Annotated in this window: 16 protein-coding genes and 1 pseudogene; 9 read left to right on the top strand and 8 right to left on the bottom strand. The window is 33.1% G+C overall.

Annotation, left to right across the window (positions count from 1 at the left end; all coding sequences use genetic code 11):
• Positions 1-72: 72 nt before the first annotated feature.
• The 7 genes and pseudogenes from Q361_RS04300 to hpt all read right to left on the bottom strand — a co-directional run.
• Positions 73-2,214: pseudogene (locus Q361_RS04300) on the bottom strand (S46 family peptidase); the annotation flags it as partial.
• A 137-nt stretch (positions 2,215-2,351) separates the two neighbouring features.
• The gene (locus Q361_RS04305) at positions 2,352-3,629 is read right to left on the bottom strand and encodes a zinc-dependent metalloprotease (protein ID WP_103725483.1); all 1,278 of its coding nucleotides are present in this window, start codon (positions 3,627-3,629) and stop codon (positions 2,352-2,354) included.
• Between the two features lie 33 nt (positions 3,630-3,662).
• Positions 3,663-4,661, bottom strand: coding sequence for a GTPase ObgE (gene obgE, locus Q361_RS04310; protein WP_103725484.1), 999 nt, complete (start codon positions 4,659-4,661; stop codon positions 3,663-3,665).
• Positions 4,662-4,781: 120 nt separating this feature from the next.
• Complete coding sequence (locus tag Q361_RS04315; protein WP_245874608.1) at positions 4,782-6,005, bottom strand: hemolysin family protein; 1,224 nt, start codon at positions 6,003-6,005, stop codon at positions 4,782-4,784.
• Between the two features lie 127 nt (positions 6,006-6,132).
• Complete coding sequence (locus tag Q361_RS04320) at positions 6,133-6,705, bottom strand: adenylate kinase (protein ID WP_103725486.1); 573 nt, start codon at positions 6,703-6,705, stop codon at positions 6,133-6,135.
• Between the two features lie 30 nt (positions 6,706-6,735).
• Positions 6,736-7,317 carry an NUMOD4 domain-containing protein gene (locus tag Q361_RS04325; protein WP_103725487.1) on the bottom strand — a complete coding sequence of 194 codons (582 nt, stop codon included), beginning with the start codon at positions 7,315-7,317 and terminating at the stop codon, positions 6,736-6,738.
• Positions 7,318-7,848, bottom strand: coding sequence for a hypoxanthine phosphoribosyltransferase (gene hpt / locus Q361_RS04330; protein WP_103725488.1), 531 nt, complete (start codon positions 7,846-7,848; stop codon positions 7,318-7,320).
• 99 nt (positions 7,849-7,947) lie between these two features.
• Here hpt and Q361_RS04335 point away from each other — a divergent pair, with 99 nt between their 5' ends.
• The 9 genes from Q361_RS04335 (at position 7,948) to Q361_RS04375 (ending at position 15,801) form a co-directional block, all read left to right on the top strand.
• On the top strand, positions 7,948-8,493 hold the full coding sequence (locus Q361_RS04335) for a hypothetical protein (RefSeq protein WP_103725489.1): 546 nt from the start codon (positions 7,948-7,950) through the stop codon (positions 8,491-8,493).
• 56 nt (positions 8,494-8,549) lie between these two features.
• Positions 8,550-9,734, top strand: a complete 1,185-nt coding sequence (locus Q361_RS04340; RefSeq protein ID WP_103725490.1) for a 5-(carboxyamino)imidazole ribonucleotide synthase — start codon at positions 8,550-8,552, stop codon at positions 9,732-9,734.
• Positions 9,735-9,802: 68 nt separating this feature from the next.
• The gene (locus Q361_RS04345) at positions 9,803-10,135 is read left to right on the top strand and encodes a hypothetical protein (protein ID WP_103725491.1); all 333 of its coding nucleotides are present in this window, start codon (positions 9,803-9,805) and stop codon (positions 10,133-10,135) included.
• Positions 10,136-10,186: 51 nt separating this feature from the next.
• On the top strand, positions 10,187-10,669 hold the full coding sequence (purE, locus tag Q361_RS04350; RefSeq protein ID WP_103725492.1) for a 5-(carboxyamino)imidazole ribonucleotide mutase: 483 nt from the start codon (positions 10,187-10,189) through the stop codon (positions 10,667-10,669).
• A gap of 99 nt (positions 10,670-10,768) precedes the next feature.
• Positions 10,769-12,793, top strand: a complete 2,025-nt coding sequence (locus Q361_RS04355; RefSeq protein ID WP_103725493.1) for a M3 family metallopeptidase — start codon at positions 10,769-10,771, stop codon at positions 12,791-12,793.
• 137 nt (positions 12,794-12,930) lie between these two features.
• Positions 12,931-13,437, top strand: a complete 507-nt coding sequence (locus Q361_RS04360) for a GbsR/MarR family transcriptional regulator (protein ID WP_103725494.1) — start codon at positions 12,931-12,933, stop codon at positions 13,435-13,437.
• Between the two features lie 392 nt (positions 13,438-13,829).
• Positions 13,830-14,537, top strand: coding sequence for a YqjF family protein (locus Q361_RS04365; RefSeq protein ID WP_103725495.1), 708 nt, complete (start codon positions 13,830-13,832; stop codon positions 14,535-14,537).
• Complete coding sequence (locus Q361_RS04370) at positions 14,534-15,421, top strand: fatty acid desaturase (protein WP_103725496.1); 888 nt, start codon at positions 14,534-14,536, stop codon at positions 15,419-15,421. The genes Q361_RS04365 and Q361_RS04370 overlap by 4 nt, the downstream gene beginning before the upstream one ends.
• Entirely contained in the window at positions 15,418-15,801 is a 384-nt protein-coding gene (locus Q361_RS04375; RefSeq protein ID WP_103725497.1) for a hypothetical protein, read from the top strand. Before Q361_RS04370 ends, Q361_RS04375 begins: the two co-directional genes overlap by 4 nt.
• A gap of 50 nt (positions 15,802-15,851) precedes the next feature.
• Here the strand turns inward: Q361_RS04375 and Q361_RS04380 are convergent, their stop codons facing one another.
• Entirely contained in the window at positions 15,852-22,622 is a 6,771-nt protein-coding gene (locus Q361_RS04380; protein WP_103725498.1) for an Ig-like domain-containing protein, read from the bottom strand.
• Positions 22,623-23,010: the final 388 nt, after the last annotated feature.

The raw sequence follows: 23,010 nt of genomic DNA on the forward strand, positions 1-23,010 counted from the left end.
TTTAACTTTTTTCTTAGTTACAACTTTCTTTTTAACTGCTTTTTTTGGTGCAACCTTAGGCGTTGGTGGAGCTACTAAAGTCATTTCATCTACAATATGTTTTGCGTTTGAGAATTTCTCAATTACCCAAAGTACATAACGAATATCAACATTTATAGTTCTTTGTAAATTACTATCAAATATTACATCGCCTGCCATAGCTTCAATGTTACCATCAAAGGCTAAGCCTATCAATTCTCCTTTTCCGTTTAACACTGGCGAACCCGAGTTACCACCTGTAATGTCATTATCTGTAAGGAAATTTAAATGTAAAGAACCATCTTTATCTGCATAACGACCATAATCTTTAGATTTTTCCATGTCTAAAACTTTTGTTGGAAGGTCGAATTCTGCATCATCTTTTTTGTATTTTGCTACTTGACTAGATAATGTTGTGTAGTTGTTAATGCTTACAGGATTGCGCTTATCTGCAGGTAATGAACGAACTTTACCATAAGTAAGACGCAAAGTAGAGTTCGCATCTGGATATTTTATAGTACCTATACCAGAAACACGAAGTCCTTCAACCAATTTGCGGTATGATGCTCCAAAATCGTTTTGCGCTTTGGCTAGTTCTGGTGATTTTGCTGAATAATGAGTAAATAAATCGTTTACAAGTTTGTATAACTCATCGTTATCTAAAGCATCTTGACTAGGATTGTTTAAGAAAGCATTTATTTTTTCTTCTGAACCAAAAATACTAGCATCGATAGCTTTACTTATGTAAGCACTGAAATCGTTTGCATTTTCATCTCCAATTTTTTTAGCATAAGGCGCCAAAGCATAGCCTGCTTTTGTAACATACAATTGTAATTGTGCAGCCAAAATATCTTTTTCAGCAGGAATGTAAAGTTCTTTAAACATCTCTTTAACGGCTTCTTGAAGTTTTGGAGCCATTTCTTTTCGTTGAGCTTCTCCTGCTTTTGTATACACATCTAGTGGTTTACCTAGTCCTCTGCAAACACCAAAAAGTCCAGAAGTTCTAAACAATTGCATCATGTAATTGTCATGACGCGATTTTTCGTTGGTCATTTTGTAGTAGTTGTTTATAGTTTCTACTACGGTACCGTATTTTTCTTTATTTTCTGGTTTATTTGCCCAAGCATTAAACTTTTCTTCTTGTGCCGCTTTTGTTTTTGCAGTTTGGAATTTTGTCAAAGCATCAATCATTCCTTGACGGTTTTTCCAGTAATTGGCAGTTGAAGCATATTTCGAAGCATAAATAAGACGTAAATCGTCGCCCATATCCATATACTTTTTCATTTGGTCCATACCTGTTTTTGCTCCTTCTACCCAAGCAGGATACGCAAATTTTACATTTTGATCAATACCACTAGCAGGCATCCAACGGTTGGTACGACCTGGATAACCCAATATCATAGCAAAATCGTTTTCTTTTACACCATTGATATTTACAGGCAAATAGTGTTTAGGCTGTAAAGGAACATTGTTTTCTGAATATTCTGCTGGGTTTCCGTCTTTGTCGGCATATACTCTAAACATAGAAAAATCTGCTGTTTGACGTGGCCATTCCCAATTGTCTGTATCGCCACCAAATTTTCCTAAACTTTCTGGTGGAGTTCCTACTAAACGAACATCTTTATAATCTTGATAAACAAAATAGTAATATTCATTTCCTTGAAAGAAGGATTTTACAGAAACTACATATTTTCCTCCTTCATTGTTTTCTTTTTCTATTTTAGCAATTTCTTGATTGATTGCTTTTTCTCTTTCGGCTTCGCTCATAGCATCATTTACAACCGATAAAATACGTTTTGAACAATCGTCCATACGGACAAAAAATCGTACATACAAACTAGAGGGTTTTAATTCTCCTTTTTTGTCTGCTGCCCAATACCCATTTTTTAAATAGTTTTTCTCTGCAGTAGACAATTCGGCAATAGCATCATAACCACAATGGTGGTTTGTTAATACTAATCCATCTTTAGAAATGATTTCTGCTGTACAGCCACCGTTGAATTGAACAATAGCATCTTTTAAAGAATGATTGTTTATGCTATAAATTTCTTCGGCTGTAAGTTGTAAGCCCATTTTTTGCATATCGCGGTGGTTTAAACGTTCTATAAACATTAAAAACCACATTCCTTCGTCTGCTTTTACAGTAGTAGGTACTAACATAATTGCAGCAATAAGGGATAAGATAATTTTTTTCATTGTTGATTAAATATTAATTTCAGTAAAATTTGTCTATAAAAGTAATAAATTGTTACAATATTGATTAAATATAGTTTCGTTAAAAACAAAAAGATTCTCCTTTAGAGAACCTCTTTGTTTTTATTTGTATAATACACTTATTCTATTAACAATTTCTTAGTAATGATTCCTTCTGGAGTTGTAATATTAACAAAATATATTCCTGTTTGAGCATTTGGAATGGATACATTTTGAACTAACCCTGATGTGTTTTTAAAATTTTCTTGATATATAGTTTTTGCAGATATATCAAATATCTCTATAGAATAATTTGGAGTTTCACTTTTAAGAGTAATAACAATATCTCCTTTACTTGGATTTGGAGTTATTGAGAAATTATTTGATAAAAACTCTGTATTACCTAAAACATTTGTTAAGTATTGTGTTTTAATTACATTGTAATAGGCTAACATTCTTGTGGCTTGACCTGAAGTAAACATATACATACAAGCATCATCAACATAATCCATATAGTTCATAGTTAAAACTTTTGTTCCATTACATTGCAATACAGATCCGGGAGTAGGACAACCATAAGACTCAGCACTTGATGCAGGAGTATCACAAACTTTATCTCCTGCCGTAGAACAATTTGAAGATGTTGAACACCCAGCAAAAGTATGATCTAAATTAAAAAAATGACCTAATTCATGAGTAACCGTTCTTCCTAAATCAAAAGGTGAAGCTGGTTGATATCCGGTACTACTACAACCAGATCCAGAACCAAAACAAAAAGTATTCATAACAACAGTATGTCCTGCGCTTGGAGAACCCGCTAAAGGAGAATAACCTAGAGTAGTTGCTCCCTCATCTCTAACAACAAAGTTCATATAACCTGCCCAAGTAGTATCGCTGTCTGCTCCATTTAAAAAATCTGTACCGAAAGTTACTGCAACTGTACCGTTTGGGATTCCTGTTCCAGCTGGATGGTTTTGAGTAGCAATTTGAAATTGAATATTCATATTCCCCACTGTAATACCTGGATATAAAGCATTAACCCCTCCTGTCCAGTTAGACAAATCTGCATTCGCCGCATTATAATCTGCATTAATTACATTAATTTGAGATTGTGCTAAAGCTCTTAGGCAATCTTTGTCTGCGGCAGATGCTGTACTAGATACAGAAGGAAAATGTACGGCAACAGGAATTACAATAGTTGCAGCTGGGCTCGCTGCAGAATTTTTTGAGTAAACAGATTGACTCAGTAATCTATTATATTCTTTTTCAAACTTCGCCTGAATATCTAAATAACGTTGTCTCTCTGTAGGATTACTCATTATTTGCTGCATTTTTTGTTCCATTCCGCAATTTCTCTGCGTAGGTTGTGCAACAGCAACCTGAATGAATAGAATTGAAAAAAGTAATTTTAGTTTCATAATGTAATGTATTTTTTAAACAAAAATATAAATTTAATTGAGCATTTGCCACAATTTATCTTTAAGCTCTTGTAAGCCTTGTTGTGCTACAGATGATATAAATAGATATGGAACACCTTTTATTTGAGCATCTAGCAATTGTTTCATTTCGGTTTTGAGTTCATCATCGAGCATATCCGATTTTGAAATTACCAAAAGCCTATCTTTTGTGAGCATTTCTGGATTATAGCGTCGAAGTTCATCTAATAATATTTCATATTCTTTTTTAATGTCATCAGCATCGGCTGGCACTAAAAATAATAATGTGGAATTGCGCTCTATATGCCTTAAAAAATAATGTCCTAACCCTTTTCCTTCTGCGGCTCCTTCAATAATGCCTGGAATATCTGCCATAACAAAAGACTGAAAATCTCTATACGCTACAATTCCCAAGTTTGGTTTTAAGGTAGTAAAAGGATAATCGGCTATTTTTGGTTTGGCAGAAGTTAGCACTGATAATAATGTAGACTTTCCTGCATTTGGAAAACCTACCAAACCAACATCAGCAAGAACTTTAAGTTCTAATATGATATCTTTTTCTTCAGCAGGCATACCTGGTTGAGAATAACGTGGTGTTTGGTTGGTTGCACTTCTAAAATGCCAATTACCTAATCCGCCTTTACCTCCTTTAGCTACTATTTTTTCTTGACCGTGTTCTGTAATTTCAAAAAGAATTTCTTCCGTTTCTTGATCTTTTACAACAGTTCCAAGTGGTACTTCTATAATTTTGTCTTCTCCATCTGCACCTGTACTTCGGCTACTGCCTCCATCTCCTCCATGCCCAGCCTTTACATGTTTAGTAAATTTTAAGTGAAACAGAGTCCATAAATTCTTATTCCCTCTTAGTATAATATGACCTCCTCTACCGCCATCACCACCGTCTGGACCTCCTTTTTCTATAAATTTTTCACGATGCAAATGGGTAGAACCCTTCCCTCCTTTTCCTGAAGAAATATATATTTTTACGTAATCTACAAAATTACCTTCTGTCATTATTTGCTTTTTTATGTATAAAATAAATCATTGATTTTAAATTTTTTAATATCAAGAATTTATATAGGTTTAAAGTTGAGTTTTACCTATCTAAAAAATAAAACTCACTTTTATATATGATTAATCTTGTAGTGTTTTTATTAGGACCTTGTCTATTTTAACACCATCCATTTTTTGTGCTTCAAGCTCTAGCTTATTCCATATTAGTTTTTCTCCTTGTTTTGGAATATTACCTAACTCTGTGATAAAAAAACCACTAACAGTAGTTACTTCGTAGTCTGTTGTGTGCTCGTCAAGATCAAAATACGTTAAAAAATCATGTAGCGAATATTGTCCATCAACTATCCAAGTACCATCTTCATTGGCTATGAGTTGGTATTCATCTTCATCAAAATCTGAAGCATCACCTACTAAAGCTTCCAAAATATCGTTTAAAGTAATTATGCCTTGAAAAACAGCATGTTCATCTACAATCAACGCATAATGAACTTTAGACTTTTTAAAAATTTCCAACGCTTTGTATGCCGATGTATGCTCGATAAGATATTCTGGGGCTTTGGCTATTTTTTGTAAATCAAAATTACCACTCTCAAAACTCGTAAACAAATCTTTTAAAAGTACGACACCTACTATTTCATCTAGGTTATCGTTACACACAGGAAATACAGAATGTAATTCATGAAGGACTTTGGCTTTCATTTCTTCGACTGTATCATCTAGCGTAAGATATACTATGTCCGAACGATGTGTCATTAAAGAGTTGATTTTTCTATCGCCAATATGAAACACGCGTTCTAAAATATCTTGCTCAATTTCTTGAACTTCACCAACTTCTGTCCCTTCTTTAATAATTGCTTTTATTTCTTCTTCGGTTACTTTGCCGTCTGCTGTTGGTTTTATTTGTAAAATTTTTAGAATAAAATCGGTAGACTTTGTAAGTAACCAAATAAAAGGCATGGTAACTTTTGAAACTACTTTCATAGGTAAAGCCACAGTTTTTGCAATACTTTCTGGATAATTTAGACCTATTCTTTTTGGGAGTAATTCACCCAAAACGAGTGAGAAAAAAGTTAAAGTAACCACAACAACTCCTACAGCTATACTTTGCGCATAAGGGGCTAAAACTTCAAATTGACTTATAAACAATTTAACGTCTTCTGTTACTTTATCGCCAGAATATATACCCGTTAATATACCTATAAGTGTAATACCTATTTGTACTGTAGATAAAAATTCGTTGGGAGAGTTTGCCAAATCTAGAGCGGCTTTGGCATTTTTATTTCCTTTCTTTGCCGAAGTTTCCAAACGGTTTTTTCGAGCCGAAATAAGAGCTATTTCTGACATTGAAAATACCCCGTTAAGTAGTATTAAGAAAAGAATTATGACTATTTCCATTAATGTTATGTTTCGTTTTAAATACAATTGCAAGCAAATTTATATAAATTACTTGCAATTGTATTTGTCTGCAAAACTACAAATTATCTATAACATTACTCAATCTTTCTGTAACTTCTTGAATTTCTCCTATTCCGTCTACAGCATGAAACTTTTGTTGAGCCTTGTAATAGTCCATTAAAGGAGCCGTTTTTTCATTATATTCTTGGTAACGATTTCTAATTTTTCCCTCGTCTTGGTCGTCTGGTCTTCCTGATGTTTTTCCTCGCTCTAAAAGTCTTTTTACTAATATTTCATCATCGGCTTCCAAAGCTACAGTAGCTGTTATTTTTTGATTTTTTGATTCTAAAAATTTATCTAATGCTGCTGCTTGAGCTAAAGTTCTTGGAAAACCATCAAACAAAAAACCTGCAGAGTGAGGATTTTTGTCTACTTCACTTTGAAGCATTTGGATTGTAACTTCATCGGGAACCAAATCTCCTTTATCCATATAGGTTTTTGCCAACATACCCAATTGGGTTTCGTTTTTAATATTGTATCTAAAAATATCGCCTGTAGAAAGATGAGTTAAGTTGTATTTTTCTTTCAAAAATTCGGCTTGTGTGCCTTTTCCTGCTCCGGGTTTACCGAAAAGAACTATGTTTATCATTCTTAGTTTTATTTTATTAAAAAAATTGTATTAAATTTCTATATGACTCCAGTTTTCACCTTTTTTGATTCTATACAACTGCATTTCGCTAATGTTAAATCTTTTGGCAATAATTTTTAATCTCGTTTTTCTAGAAGGGTTTGCAAGTTCTCTTTTTAAGCGTATAACTTGTGTAGAGGTAAGCTTTTTTCCATCTCTTTTTTTATTATACTCTATTAAATTTAGCCTTGCAATTTTTACATTTGGACTGTTTTCGTAATGTTCTTTTTTCTCTTGTGGTGTAACCCATTTTAAATTAGAAACATGATCATTATTACTTTGATAATCCAAATGGATAATTTCTGTATGCGCTTCGGTTGGTTTTTCAAGAAATGCATTGGCTACCAATTTATATATAAACACATGTTTGTTTGAAATAATATTGTTCTTTTGCATTTTATACCTAAAAAGCTTATAACCATTTGTATAAGAACAATTCAACAACCTACCCTCATTCAAATCATGTTCAAAACTAATAAACCTTCCATAATTTGAAACCGCATAATTTTTGGTTAATTTATGAGGAAGCTCTACTTCCTTAAAAATTTCGTTTGGATAAAGTACTATCATCATTTATTCAGCTAGTTGATAAACATCTGGCAAGTTTCTTCCCAATCCGTCATAATCTAAACCATATCCTACTATAAATTTGTTAGGAATACGAATGCCTACATAATCGATTTTAATGTCTTTTTTATAAGCTTCTGGTTTAAAAAATAAAGTGGCTATTTTTAAATGCTTTAAATTTTTGTCTTTAAAAATATTTTTCAATTCTTCTAAAGTATTCCCTGTATCTATAATATCTTCAACTATTACGACAGTTCGACCTTCTAAATTTTCGTTAAGTCCAATCAGTTGTTTTACCGAATTGGTAGATTCTGTTCCTTGATATGAACTCACTTTTACAAAACTTACTTCGCACATACCTCTGTAATGTTTCATCAAATCTGCCATAACCATAAACGAACCATTTAAAACTCCTATAAAAATAGGTGTTTCATCAAAAAAATCATCGTCCATTTGCTTGGCCAAATTAGAAATAGCAAATTCTATCTCATCTGAAGTAATAAAAGGGACAAAAGATTTATCATGAAGATGTATCATAAATTAGTTTTTATTTTAAGTAAACAACAAAATTAAGCAACCTATATCATAATTTTACATTTCTTTGATAGTTTTTTGCAAATTAGATATATTTACTAAATGAATACAGCATACTATGAATCACTTTCAAAAATAAAAGCGTATCGTGAACAACGCGATGAACAAAAGGAATTTATCTATAAAAACCCTGAATTCCTACCTATTTTAAATAAAATCGCTTGTAATTCAAATGATAAAAACCAAAATAAAGCACTTTGGATTGTAGAACTTATTTGTGAGGAACAAATAACTCTGTATACATTATACATTGAAGATTTTTGTAATGCTTTAAAAACTTTTAAAGGCGATGGTATAATAAGGCCCGCTAGTAAAATTTGTATGTTTTTATGTAATTCTAATATTCTTTTGACAGAAGTACAAGAAGAAAAAATTATCGAATTTTGCTTAGACCGAGCTATAGATTTTAGAAAAGCAGCTCCGTTATCTTACGCTACACATGCCTTGCTACATTTAGCTACCAAGCACACATGGATTTATGAAAATTTAGAATACATTTTTGAAAAAGATTTACCTACCAACACCACAAGAGGTGTACAATTTACCGTAAAAGAAACTCTTAAGAAAATACATAAAAAAAAGAAATAATTTATCTTTGCCTACTCGAGGCATAATGCCAAACAGATGAAACAAACAACAACACAATGAACTATTTTTCTTCTGATTTTAAACTAGGAATACTTGGTGGCGGTCAATTGGGCAAAATGCTACTTGCCGAAACTCGAAAATTTGACATTCAAACCTTTGTACTCGACCCAAGCAACGAAGCTCCTTGTAAGTTTGGAGCCAGTGAGTTTTTTACGGGCAATTTAATGGATTTTGATGCGGTGTACAATTTTGGTAAAAAAGTAAATTTACTTACTATTGAAATAGAAAATGTAAATTTAGACGCATTAAAAAAACTAGAACAAGAAGGCTTACCTATTTACCCTTCGCCCAAAACCTTAGAATTAATTCAAAACAAAGGCAATCAAAAAGATTTTTATGTTGCCCATAACATTCCAACAGCACCCCACAAACGATTTATAGATTTAGATGCACTTAAAAATGCTATTTCATTGGGCACTCTAGAAATGCCTTTTGTATGGAAATCTGCGCAATTTGGGTACGACGGAAACGGCGTAAAAATAGTACGTTCGACAATTGATTTAGATAATTTACCAAACATAGAATGTATAGCAGAACAAATGATTCCGTTTAAAAATGAGTTGGCTGTAATTGTAGCGCGTTCAGTTTCGGGCGAAGTAAAAACCTATCCTGTAGTAGAAATGGAATTTCATCCCGAAGCCAATCAAGTAGAATATGTAATTTGCCCTGCACGTATTGACGAAAAAGTAGCTCAAAAAGCAACTGAAATTGCTCTAAAAGTTTCAAACATTTTTAATCACGTTGGTTTATTAGCTGTAGAAATGTTTCAAACAAACAATGATGACCCGAGTGCTCCGCACGAACTGGCGAAGCAAATTTTAGTAAACGAAGTCGCTCCAAGACCTCACAATTCAGGACATTATTCTATAGAAGCAAGTTATACATCGCAATTTGAAAATCATTTGCGTGCTATTTTAAACTTGCCTTTAGGAAACACCAATAGTAAAGTTGCCGGAATTATGGTAAATTTGGTGGGTGAAGAAGGTTTTTCAGGACAAGTAGTTTACGAAAACATTGAAAAAATTATAGCAATCGATGGTGTTACGCCTCATATTTACGGTAAAAGAGAAACACGCCCTTTCCGAAAAATGGGACATGTTACCATTGTCAATGAAAATATGACCGAAGCTAGAAAAATTGCGGAAGATGTGAAGAACAGTATTAGAGTTATAAGTAATTAATATCCACATTTCAATACAATTGTAATTTTACTAAAGAATATATCCTAACCAAAACATTCAAAAATTAGATGGAACTGAAATATAATTATTGGATTGGAAGTTTCAAAAATGTTGATTCTGTATTAAAAAAATCAATCAGTCAATATACTAGAAACTATTCAAAAGTAAAAATTGGCATAACAAATAAACCAGAGAGGAGAAAAGTTCAACATTCAAAATCAAATTTAAGTTGGGAGAAAATGGTCGTTCTCTATCAAACTAAATCAATAAATTTCATAAATAAAATGGAAAAAAATCACATAACATACCAAAAGCTTTATGTAATTAATCAAAGAAATGGTGGTGGTGGACCAAATGGAAAAATAGGACCATATTATTTATATGTATTATTAAAAAAGTAAAACCCTACTCACCCCTAGTAGGAATTCCCCCTTGGGGGTTAGGGGGCTTATATGAAAGTAGCCATCATAATGGGAAGCATATCCGATATGCCTGTAATGCAAGAAGCCATCGACATCTTAAAAGGATTTGATATCGAAACTGAGGTTGATATTGTTTCGGCGCACCGTACTCCTGAAAAGTTATTTGATTTTAGTAAAAATGCCCATACTCGTGGCATTTCAGTAATTATTGCTGGTGCAGGTGGTGCGGCTCATTTGCCTGGAATGGTAGCTTCGATGTCGCCATTGCCCGTTATTGGTGTTCCTGTAAAATCGAGCAACTCTATCGATGGTTGGGATTCGGTTTTGTCTATTTTGCAAATGCCTGGTGGCGTTCCTGTAGCAACTGTGGCTTTAAATGGTGCAAAAAATGCCGGGATTTTAGCCGCACAAATTATTGCAAGTCATGATAAATATGTGTTGGACAAAATAGTTTTTTATAAAGAAAGCCTAAAAGAAGCTGTTAATAAAGCTTCAAATGAATTGAAAAAATAAAATTAAACCATTAAGAAATTAAGAAAAATTAAGATTTTGGTTAGCCATCTTATTTAATGAATCTTAATCTCTTAATGGTTAAAAAAACAAATTGTTATAATGAAAATACTTACCTCAACATTCAACACAAAACACAATACAGCACCCTTTTCGCAAATAAAACTAGATGATTACAAACCTGCTTTTATTGAGAGTATCGCCCAAGCTAAAGCTGAAATTGATGCGATAATCAGTAACGCTGAAGCTCCAACATTTGAAAACACTATTGTAGCTTTAGATTTTTCTGGAGAAAAATTAGACCGTTTATCTTCTATTTTTTTTAATTTAAATTCTGCCGAAACCTGCGACGAAATGCAAAAAATCGCCCAAGAGGTTTCACCGTTATTGACTGAATTCAGTAATGATATTGCCTTAAATGAAGATTTATTTAAACGAGTAAAAACCGTTTACGATCAAAAAGACACTTTAACTTTAACTACAGAACAAGCTACTTTATTGGATAAAAAATTTAAAGGGTTTTCTAGAAATGGCGCTTTGTTGAATGATGAAGATAAACTAAAATTACGTGAAATTGACACCGAATTAGCCAAACTAAAACTGACTTACGGCGAAAATGTTTTGGCGGAAACTAATAACTATCAATTACACATTACCAACGAAGCCGATTTAAAAGGATTGCCTGATGGGGCTAAAGAAATGGCTCATTCTTTGGCAAAATCTAAAAATTTGGAAGGTTGGGTTTTTACGTTAGATTTTCCAAGTTATTTACCTTTTGTAACTTATGTTGAAAATCGTGAATTACGAAAAGAAATGGCTATTGCAGCTGGAAAAAAATCATTTCAAAACAACGAATTCGATAACCAAGAAAATGTAAAACGAATTGTAGAATTACGACATAAACGTGCTAATTTATTGGGATACAAATCGCATTCCGATTTTGTTTTGGAAGAACGAATGGCTCAAAATCCTGAAAAAGTGCTTTCTTTTTTAAATGATTTATTGGAAAAAGCAAAACCTGCTGCTCAAAAAGAATTTGCTCAATTAACTGCTTTCGCAAAAGAACTAGACGGAATTGAACAATTAGAAAAATGGGACGGAGCTTATTATTCTGAAAAATTGAAACAAAAACTATTCAACTTAGATGATGAACTTTTAAAGCCTTATTTTAAGTTAGAAAATGTTTTAAATGGAGCTTTTAAAGTGGCTGAAAAATTATACGGAATTAGATTTAAAGAAGTTTTTGATATTGATAAATACCACCAAGATGTGCAAACTTTTGAAGTCTTGGATGAAAATGACAATTTGGTGGCGATTTTCTATGCTGATTTTTTCCCGAGAAAAGGCAAACGAAATGGTGCTTGGATGACATCTTACAAACCACAATATATTAAAGACGGAATTAACGAAAGACCACATGTTTCTATCGTTTGTAATTTTACACCACCAACGGAAACCAAACCATCTTTATTAACATTCAATGAAGTAACCACTTTATTCCACGAATTTGGTCATGCATTACATGGTCTGCTAGCCAATACAACTTATCCGAGTTTGTCGGGAACTTCTGTGTATTGGGACTTTGTGGAATTACCAAGTCAAATTATGGAAAACTGGTGTTACGAACCCGAAGCTTTGGCATTGTTTGCAAAACATTATGAAACAGGAGAAATTATTCCGCAACACTATGTAGAAAAAATAAAAGAGAGTGCAAGTTTTTTAGAAGGAATGGCAACATTGCGTCAATTAAGTTTCGGAATTTTAGACATGGCATATCATGCCAAATCACAAACAATCGCTGATGTAAAAGCCTTTGAAAAACAAGCCATGGAAATTGCATCGTTATACCCAGATGTAGCCGAAAATTGTATGAGTACCTCGTTTTCTCATATTTTTCAAGGTAGCTATTCTTCTGGATATTATAGTTATAAATGGGCCGAAGTTCTCGATGCCGATGCTTTTGCGTATTTTCAAGAAAAAGGAATTTTTAATAAAGAAGTCGCTACTAAATTTAAAAACAACGTACTTTCAAAAGGCGGTACCGAATTACCTATGGAATTGTATAAAAAGTTTCGTGGTCAAGAACCGAAAGTGGAGGCTTTGCTGAAAAGGGCTGGGTTGATATAAATTACGAAATATAAAGTAAAGAAATGACCGAAGTGTTGTGCTTCGGTTTCTTTTATAAAATAAACTTTCATTTTTTTTTGAAACTTTAAAAACTTTATATATATCTTTGTACTATCAAAATGAAATAACATTCTAAAATGGAATTCAAAGAAGCTAAAAATAAATTCGTTCAAACTTGGGGTGCATTGGGCAGTCAATGGGGCATCAACAAAACCATGGCTCAAATACATGCCTTATTAATGGTTTCGCACGAAGCAGTTTCGATGGAAGACATTATGGAAGAATTACAAATTTCTCGCGGAAATGCTTCGATGAGTTTGCGTGCTTTAATGGATTGGGGAATTGTATATAAAGAATACAAAGCTGGCGAAAGACGCGAATATTTTACAGCCGAAAAAGATTTAGATGAGTTAGCCGTAAAGATTTCCAGAGAGCGTAGTAAACGAGAAATAAAACCTGCTTTAAAAATTCTTAAAGAAGTTTCTGCTATTTCTGCCAATTCAACTTTAGAAGAAAAACATTTTGTAAACCAAACCAAAAAATTGTACGATTTTGTTTTAAAAGCTGACAATGTTTTAGAAAAAATAACAGAATATAAAGACAATTGGTTGGCACAATTACTTGTAAAATTTGTGAAAAAATAATTTTTTTAATCAAAACTTTCATTTTTTTCTGAAAGTTTAAAATATTTTATAATTATGAGACAACTTATATTTTACCTTAACTCAGTTTTAACGACACTTGGTTTTATTTTTGTTTTCTTGGAAAACATTATAGGTTTAGACTTAGACAGTAGCATTGGTTTTTTAATGATTCTTGGGGCTTTTCAAGTTTTAATATCTTTCATATTAACCTTTTATGCAATAATCTACAATAGATTATTGCTAATGCCCTACATACTCTACTGGCTTATTGTATTCTTATTTTTTAAGTATCTTATAAATGACTTATTTTATATATGCTTGCTTATAGCCATTTACAATTTATATATAAACTATTGCAGTTTTTCAAAATCTAAATTTAACATCATAAAACCATGAGTTTCTTAACCGCACAATGGAGCAATCTAGCACTAATTAATTATGTAATTGATCCTAAACTATTAGAAAATTATATTCCAAAGGGAACAGAACTCGACTTTTACAATAACAAATGCTATATAAGTTTGGTTGGATTTATGTTTGAAGATGTAAAACTATTAGGCATAAAAATTCCGTTTCATGTGAATTTTGAAGAAGTAAACTTAAGGTTTTATGTAAAGCGTTTTGAGAACAACGAATGGAAACGTGGTGTAGTTTTTATAAAAGAAATTGTGCCAAAACCCGCATTAACATTAGTTGCTAATACAATATACAATGAACATTATAAGACGCTTCCGATGAAACATTCGGTTATTGATAATCAAATCTCTAAAGATTATGTTTATCAATGGAAGACAAAAAATAAATGGAATACAATTTTAGTTGAAACAGAAATGAATCCAATGGAAATTGAAATAAACTCAGAAGCCGAATTTATCACAGAACATTATTTTGGATATACAAAACATATAAAACACACTTTTGAATATGAAGTAAAACATCCAAGATGGAAACAAGTAAAAATTGTAAATCACCAAATTGATGTAGATTTTAAGGAAGTTTATGGAAATGAATTTGAGTTTTTAAATAATCAAAACCCAATTTCAGTACTTTTTGCTCAAGGTTCTAAAATAAGTGTAGAACATAAAAAGAGAATAAAATGAAATATTTAGTACCTCAAGAAGTGGGAAATGTCTATTTCTCAAAAGCAAACACAATCTATTTATATTCAGTAATAATCCCTATCTTTTTTATAGATTTCAATAGAATAACTACATCATTAATAGCTGTGAATATACTATTGTTGGTACTTACCGTGTGCATAGGTCATTCTATAGGATTGCATAGAGGTATTATCCACAAAACTTACAAAACCTCAAAAATATTCCAAAACATTCTGGTATACCTCTTTGTTTTAACAGGTTTGGGTAGTCCAAAAAACTGGATAAAAATGCATTATTATAGAGATTTTTGGCAAAATAAAAAGGATTGTCCAAAATATTTTAAATACAATCATACAATCTTGTTAGACTTCTATTGGAATTTGCACACTTCATTTGTTCCAAAAAATGAAATTTTATATGAAATTCCTAATACAGACTTGAATGATACCTTTATAAAATTTCTACATAAAACTTGGATTTTTCACATACTCTTTTGGTTTATTCTACTACTACTTACAACAAACTTAAATACTGCTCTTTTTATCATAAATTTTAGAATAGCAATTACAATAGTAGGTCATTGGTTTATAGGATATGTATCTCATAAATATGGTTATGCTCATTATGAAATTGAACATGCAGATGAAAGTGCTTATAACAACTTAATATTAGGATATCTATCATTTGGTGAAGGGTTTCATAACAATCATCATGCTTTTCCAAAATCAGCAAAACTAGGCTTAAAATGGTATGAATTTGATTTAGGCTGGTATATTATTTTATTCTTTAAAAAAATAAATCTAATACAAAATGTACAACAAAGCATAAAAAAAGAAACAGCAAAAGAGATAAAATTAAAATATAATTTTCCTATCAAATTATGAATTGGAATTATTTATTTAAACATTGGTTTTCTACAATAGTATTCACTCCTATTTTAATTGAAATACTAGAATATTTAGAATCTAAAAATTATGCTTCAATAAATGAATCACTTTTACTTTATTTTCTAATGCTTGTTTTTGGATTTATTTTTTCCATCCCAACCTATATTATATATAGTATTGTATATTATATTTTGGCTAAAAAAAATATCAATAATTATACTTCAAAATTACTATTAATTACAATTACTGTAGTCGGCATATTAGGTTCATTTTATATATTCTTTAATAATAGAGAACCCAAAATTGGTTTACAATATATTGCAATTTCTATTTTTTTTGGGTGTTTAATGCCGCTAAAGTTTAAAAAAGAACAATAAAAAAGGGTTGCTTAAATAAGCAACCCTTTCTTTATAATCTAAAAATTAAATTATTTTTTTACTACTTTAATAGTTTGTGTTCCGTTATCCGCAGAAACTTTTACAAAGTAAGTTCCTGTTGGATACATTGAGAAATCTACTGTAGCATTTACATCATTATTTGTATTGTTTTTCAATACTTGTCCATTAATGTTGTAAACTTCAATTTTCGAAATATTTTGACTGTTTTCAATAAATAAATTATCAATTACAGGATTTGGATAATATTTCAAATCTTTAATTACATTCTCTGCTGTTCCTAGTGTAACGGTAACCGTTACAGGAAATGGAGCACTTGTACAACCATTTACAGTTTGCGTAACAAAATAAGTAGTACCACTTACCAATTGAGTAGTAGTTGGTATAGCATTAGTACCTGCTACTGCATCTGCTTGTGTTGGATACCAAACAAGATTGGTACCATTTACTACAATACTTGCAATAGTAGCTTCACTTAAAGAATTCACAGTAAATGATTGCGAAGCAGAACCTGTTGGTGCTACTGTTGTATTTATTGTTACTGAAACTGAAGTTCTTGTACTCTCACAACCATTGTTTACTTGAGAAACATAATAAGTACCTGTAGCTAAAGCATCTGTACTTGATAGTGCAGTACCACCTGTAGCAGAAGAATACCACATAAAGTTTGCACCATTTGGCACTAAATTGGCAACTGTAGCAACATTACAGAAAGATTGTGCTGAGGCATTTGGAGCACTTGGCACAGCATTTACTACCGCTGTTACAGCAAATCTTGTTGTACTCTCACAACCATTTACGGTTTGAGAAGCATAATAAGTAGTACCATTTACCAATCCGATACTAGACCATAAAGCAGAAGGATATTCAGTACCAGCCGTTGCTGCACTATACCATCTTATTCCAGTACCTGTTACTTGTAGCTGAGACAAGTTGGCAGATCCGCAGAATGTTTGTGAAGCAGTTCCTGTTGGTGCAGCTGTTGTGTTTACTGTTACCACTACTGAAGCTACAGAAGAGCATCCGTTAGCATTTGTACCTTTTATATAATATGTTCCCGAAGTAGTTACTGCACTTGGAGTTGCCAAAGCTGTTGTAGCAGCAGCATCTGTAAAATATGTAAAGGTCAAACCTGCATCTGAACCTGTAGTTACTGAAGATGCCGTTAAATCTACTGTAGCTGGTGCGCAAACTGCTGCTGGAGCTACTGTTACCACAGTTGGTAAAGGATTTATTGTTACAACTACAGAAGCTATAGAAGAACAACCATTGGCATTAGTTCCTTTTATATAATATGTTCCCGAAGTAGCTACTGCACTTGGTGTTGCTAAAGCTGTTGTAGCGGCAGCATCTGTAAAATATGTAAAGGTTAAACCTGCATCTGAACCTGTAGTTACTGAAGCAGCTGTTAAATTTACAGTGCCTGGTAAACAAACTGCCGCTGGAGCTACAGTTACTACCGTTGGTAATGCATTAACAGTAACATTTACAGTTGCTGTTGTAGTACAACCTAGAGGAGAAGTAGCCGTTACAGTATAAGTTGTTGGACCACCAGCTGTATTGGATTTGAAATATACAGAAGTTGCGCTTGAACCAGCAGTATAAGCCGTTGTAGCTGTAGCATCAGTATATAAATTTGTAGTTGGACTCCAAGTTAGAGACGTAGTTTGTGTTCCAGATATAGAAACATTATCTACTGCCCAATACCAACCATAAGTATCAGAATAATTAAAACGAACTTTTACACTACTTTGATTTAAAGCAGCAGCTGGTAAAGCAATTGTTTTTTGAACAAATCCTGTAGCTGTACCATCTGTAGCAGTATAAGTAGCTAAATCATTCCAAGTTGTTCCGTCAATAGTATATTGAACTTTTGCATTTCCAGAATTTACTCTGTAATATTGATAGAAAGACAATGTTGCATCGGTAAAATTAACAGTAGAAAAACTTGGGGACTCTAATAAAGTACTATTTGTACCTCCTGAACCCTGACTATCTCCATTTGTCATGTAGAATTGTGAGGCGTCATTTGAAGTAAATGTAGTAGAAGAATACACATAATTATTAGCTCTAAGTGTCCATGCTGAATTTGCAGGCGTACCTCCCGTAGAATTATTTACGGCATTCCAGTTATTTGTAGCTCCATTGAAGTTTTCAGTCAAAATCGAAACATTAGAAATAGTACCTCCTGTTGCTGATAACTGTTGTATGTTATTAACACATACAGAACCTGTAGCTGGAGTAATAGTAATAGCTGATGGAACTGGATTAACTGTTACAGTAACTGTTGCTGTTGTAGAACATAAATTTCCAGCCGATTGAGAAGCTGTTAGTATATAAGTTGTAGTTGCTGTTGGGTTAAATGTCCAACCAGTAGTAGCATTACCTGATACACCTGTAGCTGGACTCCAAGAATAAGTATCATAATCTGAAGCTCCTGTAGCGACTGTGATAGCAGTAGAAGTACTTCCTGCACAAATAGTAGCTGTTGAAGCACTTAAAGCAAATGCTGGTGGAGGAGTAACAGTAGCCACAACTGGTACTCTAGAAGACGAGCAAGCAAGTGGTATTTGAAAATTAATTTTATGAATACATCTCAAATCTGTAGAGTAAGTAGTAGTGGAAGACCAACCATACCCACCTGTAATTGAAACTCCAGCAGTTGAATACGGATAAGAGCCTGTTTGATAATACCATGTTTGAGATGCTCCTTTACTAGTACATATTAAATAATATCCATTTCCTGGATTTGGAATAACAAACGATGAAGGAAACGTAACAGTTGTTAATGCAGTTGAAGAACCTACAACGCCTACAATTGTTGTTGTAGCTATATCTGTTCCTGCTGATGTACGTAAAGCAAAAGTCATATCGCCTGTTCCAGAAACATATATATCAGCAGAGTTTATTTGCACATTTGGCACAGTGGTATTAAACACCATTCCTCCATTTGTAGATGATGTTGTAAATGTTGAACTAAGAGCTGCAGTAGACCCTAGAGTAGTATTGTTTATAGAAACTGTTTCTGCAGCTGCATAATAAGTTGTAGTAGCCGCAATGGTAGGAGTGGTAAAACTATTTCCTGAAGCCAAAGCTACACCACCTGTTGCCGCATCATACCATTTTACTGTACTTCCTGTACTTCCTGTAGCACCTAAAGTTACTGTACCAGAACCACATCTAGAAGCAGGTGTAGTACCTGTTACTTGGTTAGAGAATGTAATTTGTACAGGTGTTGATATTCCTGTAGATGGTCCTGCGGCACAAGTAACTTTACATTGATAGTAAGTCATATCTGTAGGAGTTACTACATAGGTAGTAGCCGTTGCACTTGGAATATCTGTATAACTAGTACCATCTGGAGAACTCTGCCATTGGTAAGTTACTCCTGTACCTGGTGTTGTGTTTTGTAAACTTAATGTTACTGTACTTCCTAAACAAATGGCATTAGCACTTGAAATGGTGTTTCCAGGTGTAGGTGTTCCTGAACAAGCGTTAGAAAGTGCATAAGACAAGAATCCAGTGTAATTAGCTGCTAAAACTACCGTATTTGACTGCGTAGTATTTGGAGTGCCTGCTGTATATGTAGCAACACTACCAAATGAATTAGTATATTGTCCAGATGCCGTAGGAGCTTGTACTGGAATATTAGTAGCGGTTATACCTGCATCTCCTAATTTTACATTTATATCTGTAATAGTACCACTTACTAAAGGTGCTTCCCATCTTCTTGTAGTAGACAAAGAAGTTATTGAAGCATCTGTAGTACCTGTATTGCTATCAAAAGCTTCTGCTTTCATATTAGTAACTGCTGTAGTAGTCGGCGCTAATGAAATTGGAGCATAAGCTGCTTTACCTACTGGATATAATATATAATTTGTATTTGCATTAGCCGAAGCTATTGTTCTAGCGAAAGGTCCTTTTACATAAGCTGTAGCACTACCACCACTCAATGTACCTGCAGCAGTAGCAGTTCCAAGAGTTAATAGACTTGTACTAGAGGTATTTATTAAACCTTGTGTTAATGTTAATGTTCCACTTACAGACAATGGTACACTCAAAGTAACTCCTGTAGCATTTGAATTATTTATTGTAAGTGATGTTAAACTTGCCGTTGATGCTGTACTTAAATTTTGGAAAACACCTGAACCACTTATAGTTTGAGCAGTAGTAGAAGGTATACTTGCAGAACCATTAAATCCAGATAAATTAAGTGTACTTGTAGAGGTTAAAGTACCTGCATTTGTAATATTACCAGCAATATAATGTGTAGAAGCTAGCTGGTATTCACCTGTAGTGATTGTAAGATTTCCAGCAATAGAAACTGTACTTGTTGTTTTTACAAAACGGTTTGTACCCGTTAAAGCGTCTACAGTAACATTTCCTAAACCATAATAATATGAACCTGGGAATAAGTATACATAAAACCCATTAGTATGACCTCCTGCGGTTGTTGATACTCCGTTTCCAAATTTAACAGTGTGGTTTGCACTTGCAGAATTGTAACCACCTCCTTGAGATATAGAAAGAGCATAGTCTGAAGTTGAAGTACCATAATGAGGATCAACAATAGTAAGTGTACCTCCTGTTAAATTTAAGTTAGATACCGCTGTTGCTGTAACTCTTACTAATGGAGTTCCTGTTGCTACAGAATTTGCAGTAGTACCATCACTTCCATCTACATTAATATTACCACCACTTTGATTAAAAGTAGAGCCTGCATTATTCATTAAATTACCATTAATATTTAATACACCTCCAGAAACGGTTAAAGTTCCATTGTTTGTAAGTGGATTATTATTTAAGGTACAACCTACTGTTAAATCTCCAGATGTAACAGCCAATGTAGCTCCTGAATTTATTGTAAGATTTTTAGCAACATTTGCTGCCGAATTTACAGTAACCGTATGTCCCGAAGCTATAGTAACTGGGTCTGAGCAAGTTGGCACAGTACCTTTATTCCAAGTTGTAGCTACATTCCAATCTCCAGTAGCTACAGAAGCAAAAGGAATATCAACAGCATTAATTGCTAAACTAAAAGGCTCTGCCGTTAAATCTGCAGCAGTAAGTGTTATCCTATGTCCGCCTGGTGTAGTAGTTCCTGCCTCATGAGTTCCAACAAAAGTATTAGATGTTGCTTTTAAAACTCTTGTACTAGCATTAAGTAAAGCACCTCCAAAAATACCTGGAGCTTGCATTTGTATTTTAAATGAAGTGGCAGCTGTTGGAGTACCTTGTATTACAGAAACTGCCCAAGTATCATTAGCTTTAGTATCTAGGATTGTTGCTCCATCTGTATACGTACCTGTAGTTGTACCTGATATATTAGAATAAGTAACACCTAAAATACCAGCAGCGGCAGTAGGACTAACTCTTTCTATCCACGCAGAACGCAACTGATTATTTGCATCAACAAACGGATATCTACTGGTTGCACTAGTAACATCAGCACCTGCAGTAAAAGAACTACCTGTTCCTGTAGCAGTAAACCATCTACCAAAAGTTGTACCTGATGTAAAACCTCCTGATGTATATGAAAGTGTACCTGCTGAAGGTGTAGAAACACCTAATATAAATTTAGCTGAGCCTGATGTACTTATTCTTCCAGATGTAAATGTTAATGTTCCACTTACCGAAACAGAATTTGCGGGTTGCGAAGCTATATTATTATATCCTGCAAAAGTTACACCTCCAGCACTAGAATTATTAATAGTAATTGCATTAAAGTTTGCTGTAGGTGAAGTAGTTAAATTTCTAAAAACTCCCGAACCAGAAACAGTTTGTGCAACAGTATTTACAACAGAACTTGTACCCAAAGGCATTGCAAATGTTAAGGTTGAACTCGCTGTGTGAGTACCATTATTTATGATATTACCACCAACAAATAACCCTATAGAATTTTGATCTAATTCTCCAGCTGTGATTACTAAGTTTCCTTTTATACCGTTTGAATATGTATATAGCTTAACCACCCTGTTTGTACCTGTAGGGTTATTAATTTCTACATTTCCGAAATTTAATTTTCCCGAACCTACATAGTTATAAATATAAAATCCACTTGTACTTCCTCCTGCGTCAGCAGAAACACCATCTCCAAACTTTAGAGTATGATTTGTAGAAACTTCTGAAGAAACAGAAGTACTATAATAAATAGAATAATGACTTGTTGAAGTAGAAGCAGGTGGATCTAACAATACTAAAGAACCTCCTGTCCAATTTACCCCGTTTGAAGATGTAATATTTAGTGTGTATTGAGAACTTGTTGTACTCGTAGCTGTAGCTCCCCCATTATTTGGATCTACAGTTATTGTACCTCCACTTTGATTAAAAAAACCAGAAGTAAAACTCAAATAACCGTCAATATTTACATTCCCTCCTGAAACGTTTAAGGTTCCTCCATTTATCAACAAACTTGAACTTTTTTGACTAGCAATTTGCACTGTCAAAGTGTTTGCCGAAACCGTTAAACTACCCGAAGTAATGGTAAGTTGTCGTACAGTTGTACTGGCTGACATTGTCATAACCGCATTATTCTGTACCACAAAATTATCTGCATTACTTATGGTAGCAGGTGCCGTACCCGTACCATCTGTAGCTGTTCCCCACGAATTTACATCAGAAAAGTCGGTAGCCGTACTTTTTGAATAATACGTGGTTTGAGCATAACTCATAGAAAAGAAACTTCCAACAACAATAAGCATCATCAAGCACCATCGAAATAGTGTTCCTGTTACTTTTATTTCTGAAGAACTTTTCTCGGAAGAAAACATAGTTTTTCTTCCAAAATTGTAATAATTCATCATAAATTAAAAATTTTTAATAGCTAACAAATATATAGTATTATTTTAGAATATTACAATTTTAAAGCCTTAATTAATTCTACACAGTATTTTTTTTCTTAATAGGATATAAATTTCTAAATAATAAGCAAATAGTACCAAAACAATGGCGCAGATTCTATTATAAAATACAGAACATAATAGTTGTATTTTTTATAAAAACTCAAAGCAAACAAGCAAACAAAACCACACATCAAGCAAGCAATCACAATAGATTTTGCAGTATATACTTTAAATAAAAAACAGAAGCCGTACAACAATAACAATAAAACAAACAACAAAACTGCCAACCATTTGGTCTTTAGTATGCCAACACGCAACGGAATTGTTTTAATAGAATTTTGATCAAACT

This window comes from Flavobacterium croceum DSM 17960 (genome assembly GCF_002917885.1).
GTDB classification, from domain to species: domain Bacteria; phylum Bacteroidota; class Bacteroidia; order Flavobacteriales; family Flavobacteriaceae; genus Flavobacterium; species Flavobacterium croceum.

Excerpts from the sequence above, each read along its gene's own strand:
- Q361_RS04305 (WP_103725483.1), bottom strand. The coding sequence starts at position 3,629 with ATGAAACTAAAATTACTTTTTTCAATTCTATTCATTCAGGTTGCTGTT.
- obgE (WP_103725484.1), bottom strand. The coding sequence starts at position 4,661 with ATGACAGAAGGTAATTTTGTAGATTACGTAAAAATATATATTTCTTCA.
- Q361_RS04315 (WP_245874608.1), bottom strand. The coding sequence starts at position 6,005 with ATGTCAGAAATAGCTCTTATTTCGGCTCGAAAAAACCGTTTGGAAACT.
- Q361_RS04320 (WP_103725486.1), bottom strand. The coding sequence starts at position 6,705 with ATGATAAACATAGTTCTTTTCGGTAAACCCGGAGCAGGAAAAGGCACA.
- Q361_RS04325 (WP_103725487.1), bottom strand. The coding sequence starts at position 7,317 with ATGATGATAGTACTTTATCCAAACGAAATTTTTAAGGAAGTAGAGCTT.
- hpt (WP_103725488.1), bottom strand. The coding sequence starts at position 7,848 with ATGATACATCTTCATGATAAATCTTTTGTCCCTTTTATTACTTCAGAT.
- Q361_RS04335 (WP_103725489.1), top strand. The coding sequence starts at position 7,948 with ATGAATACAGCATACTATGAATCACTTTCAAAAATAAAAGCGTATCGT.
- Q361_RS04340 (WP_103725490.1), top strand. The coding sequence starts at position 8,550 with ATGAACTATTTTTCTTCTGATTTTAAACTAGGAATACTTGGTGGCGGT.
- Q361_RS04345 (WP_103725491.1), top strand. The coding sequence starts at position 9,803 with ATGGAACTGAAATATAATTATTGGATTGGAAGTTTCAAAAATGTTGAT.
- purE (WP_103725492.1), top strand. The coding sequence starts at position 10,187 with ATGAAAGTAGCCATCATAATGGGAAGCATATCCGATATGCCTGTAATG.
- Q361_RS04355 (WP_103725493.1), top strand. The coding sequence starts at position 10,769 with ATGAAAATACTTACCTCAACATTCAACACAAAACACAATACAGCACCC.
- Q361_RS04360 (WP_103725494.1), top strand. The coding sequence starts at position 12,931 with ATGGAATTCAAAGAAGCTAAAAATAAATTCGTTCAAACTTGGGGTGCA.
- Q361_RS04365 (WP_103725495.1), top strand. The coding sequence starts at position 13,830 with ATGAGTTTCTTAACCGCACAATGGAGCAATCTAGCACTAATTAATTAT.
- Q361_RS04370 (WP_103725496.1), top strand. The coding sequence starts at position 14,534 with ATGAAATATTTAGTACCTCAAGAAGTGGGAAATGTCTATTTCTCAAAA.
- Q361_RS04375 (WP_103725497.1), top strand. The coding sequence starts at position 15,418 with ATGAATTGGAATTATTTATTTAAACATTGGTTTTCTACAATAGTATTC.
- Q361_RS04380 (WP_103725498.1), bottom strand. The coding sequence starts at position 22,622 with ATGATGAATTATTACAATTTTGGAAGAAAAACTATGTTTTCTTCCGAG.